This window comes from Mesotoga sp. HF07.pep.5.2.highcov (assembly GCF_003666285.1).
GTDB classification, from domain to species: Bacteria; Thermotogota; Thermotogae; order Petrotogales; family Kosmotogaceae; genus Mesotoga; species Mesotoga prima.
The window spans coordinates 1-2,313 of record NZ_JFHJ01000240.1; the positions used below are offsets into that span (position 1 = coordinate 1).

Sequence of the window (2,313 nt, forward strand, 5' to 3'; positions counted from 1 at the left end):
AAATGTGAAACTTTTCGAAACAGGCTGGTATGAGACGCCTAAACTGAAATTCGATATGGACAACGGAATCGGGGAGGCATACGTCACCTACTCATATGCAAGCCAGGTCGTTCAGGTCGAGGTCGATCTGGCGACAGGCTACAGCAAAGTTATCAAAGCTTTCACAGCCCATGACGTCGGTAGATCGGTCAATCCTGAAGGAGTGATTGGCCAAATTCAAGGCGGTTTTGCGCAGGGGATGGGATACGCAATATTCGAAGACATGAAGCAAAAGGACGGAAAGATCATTTCCGACAATTTCAACACTTACATCATTCCGACTGTCCACGAACTTCCCGAAGAACTGGTCATTGATGTTGTGGAGGATCCCTTTCCAGAGGGACCTTACGGAGCGAAGGGGATAGGGGAGCCTTCACTGATGCCGGTACCTGCCGCAGTTGCAAATGCAATTTCTATGGCAATAGGGAGGCGTGTTAGAAGGATTCCGGTTACCCCAGAATATGTGCTTCAGCTCTTAGAAAATGGGTCGTCTTTACAAGAATAGTTGTTCGTAAACAAGGAGGATTAGCATGGGTAAGTTCGTACTCGGTCCAACATTCGAGGAGATGTTGCATCCAGAGAAGATCGATAGAAAAACTAGAGAGATTGCATGGAAGATGAGAAAGGAAGATCCCCTGGATCCAATAAACCTTTACAACATTTCCTGGAGAGATATCGATAACAGGATCTACTATTTTGTTCTTCCAAAGGAGTTCACTGGAGTAGATGCGAATATCGTTGTACTGTATGGTAAAGACTTCCCAACTGGAAGCCACAAGGTAGGAGCAACGTATTCGATTTTGATGGAAAAAGTGTTGAGGGGAGAAGTGGATCCTACTTACCATACTCTGGTTTGGCCATCTACTGGCAACTACGGAATCGGTGGTGCATGGGTCGGCTGTAGAATGAAGTTTGACTCCGTGGTTATTCTTCCCGAAGAAATGTCGGCGGAGAGATTCAACATCATTAGAGAGTATGGAGCTAGAGTATTCGCAACTCCAGGGTGCGAGTCAAACGTGAAAGAAATCTACGATAAGGCGAAGGAACTTAAAGCGGCCAATCCGGAAAAAGTACGGGTGCTCAATCAGTTCGATGAGCTCGGTAATTATAGATTTCATTACTACGTAACTGGAAATACGATTCTGGAAATGATGGACGAACTCAGGCTTGGCAACGGAAGAGTTTCGGCAGTAGTGGCAACGGTGGGCTCGGCAGGAACTATTGCATGTGGGGACAGAATAAAGGAAGTGTATCCCGAAGTTAAAATCGTTGCTGGAGAACCTGTGCAATGTCCGACTCTATCACTTAACGGTTATGGAGGTCACGACATTCAGGGGATCGGGGATAAACACGTCACATGGATTCACAATGTAATGAACAACGATGCAGTTGTTGCGCTTGACGATATCGAGTGTAAGAAACTTCTTCAGGTAATGACCGACGAAGAAGGTAAGAAGTTCTTGAAAGAGTTTCTTAAAGCAGACGATGTCGATACAATGGCCGACATTTTTGGCATTTCAGGAGTAGCGAACATTGTCGGTGCGATAAAGATGGCGAAGTACTACAGAATGAGCGACAAAGACAACATCGTGACTATTGCGACTGACAACATCGACCGCTACCACTCTGTGATGGAAAACATGTCCAAAACTTATGGACAACTCACCAGGGATGAAGCCAGACACAGATTTGAATCATATGTTCTTGGTGCAAAGACAGACTGGATATTCGAGGGGACTATGGATAATAGATTGAGATGGCACAATCTAAAGTACTATACTTGGGTTGAGCAACAGGGAAGGTCTGTTGAAGAGCTGAACAAGACAATGTCACAGGACTTCTGGAAGGCAGAAAGCGGAAAGATTGAAGAGATTGACAAGCTCCTTCTCGATTACCGCGTAAGGAACAAAGAATAATTAGTATGACTATTTGTTTTGTTTTTTGTGAGCTTTATTGTACAATGAAAACACGGTGGTACTGACGAAGAGAAAACTGCCTACCTTTTTCGGGGGCGGTTTTTTCTTTGTGTATCTGAGAAGTTGCTTCAGCTCTAGATTCTATCCCAATTATGGAGGTGATTCTTTTGAAAAAGTTTCTTCTTGTTTCGGTCGTTTTGATGTTCTCACTTATTCTCTCAGCAACTACTATCCAGTTCTGGCATGCAATGGGTGGGTGGAGAATCGATTTCCTGCAGTCGCAGGCAGATGCGTTCATGGAGTTGCACCCCGACATTGAAGTCGAAGTTCAGTACACCGGAAGCTACAGAGATACTCT

General features: G+C 44.8%; 2 protein-coding genes and 1 pseudogene. All 3 read left to right on the forward strand.

Going from position 1 to position 2,313, the window contains the following annotated elements; translation table 11 throughout:
• A partial coding sequence (locus BG32_RS04985; protein ID WP_147434833.1) for a molybdopterin cofactor-binding domain-containing protein occupies positions 1–544 on the forward strand: 544 nt, incomplete at its 5' end.
• Positions 545–569: 25 nt separating this feature from the next.
• Positions 570–1,955 carry a PLP-dependent cysteine synthase family protein gene (locus tag BG32_RS04990; protein ID WP_006487330.1) on the forward strand — a complete coding sequence of 462 codons (1,386 nt, stop codon included), beginning with the start codon at positions 570–572 and terminating at the stop codon, positions 1,953–1,955.
• 167 nt (positions 1,956–2,122) lie between these two features.
• Positions 2,123–2,313: pseudogene (locus BG32_RS04995) on the forward strand (ABC transporter substrate-binding protein); the annotation flags it as partial.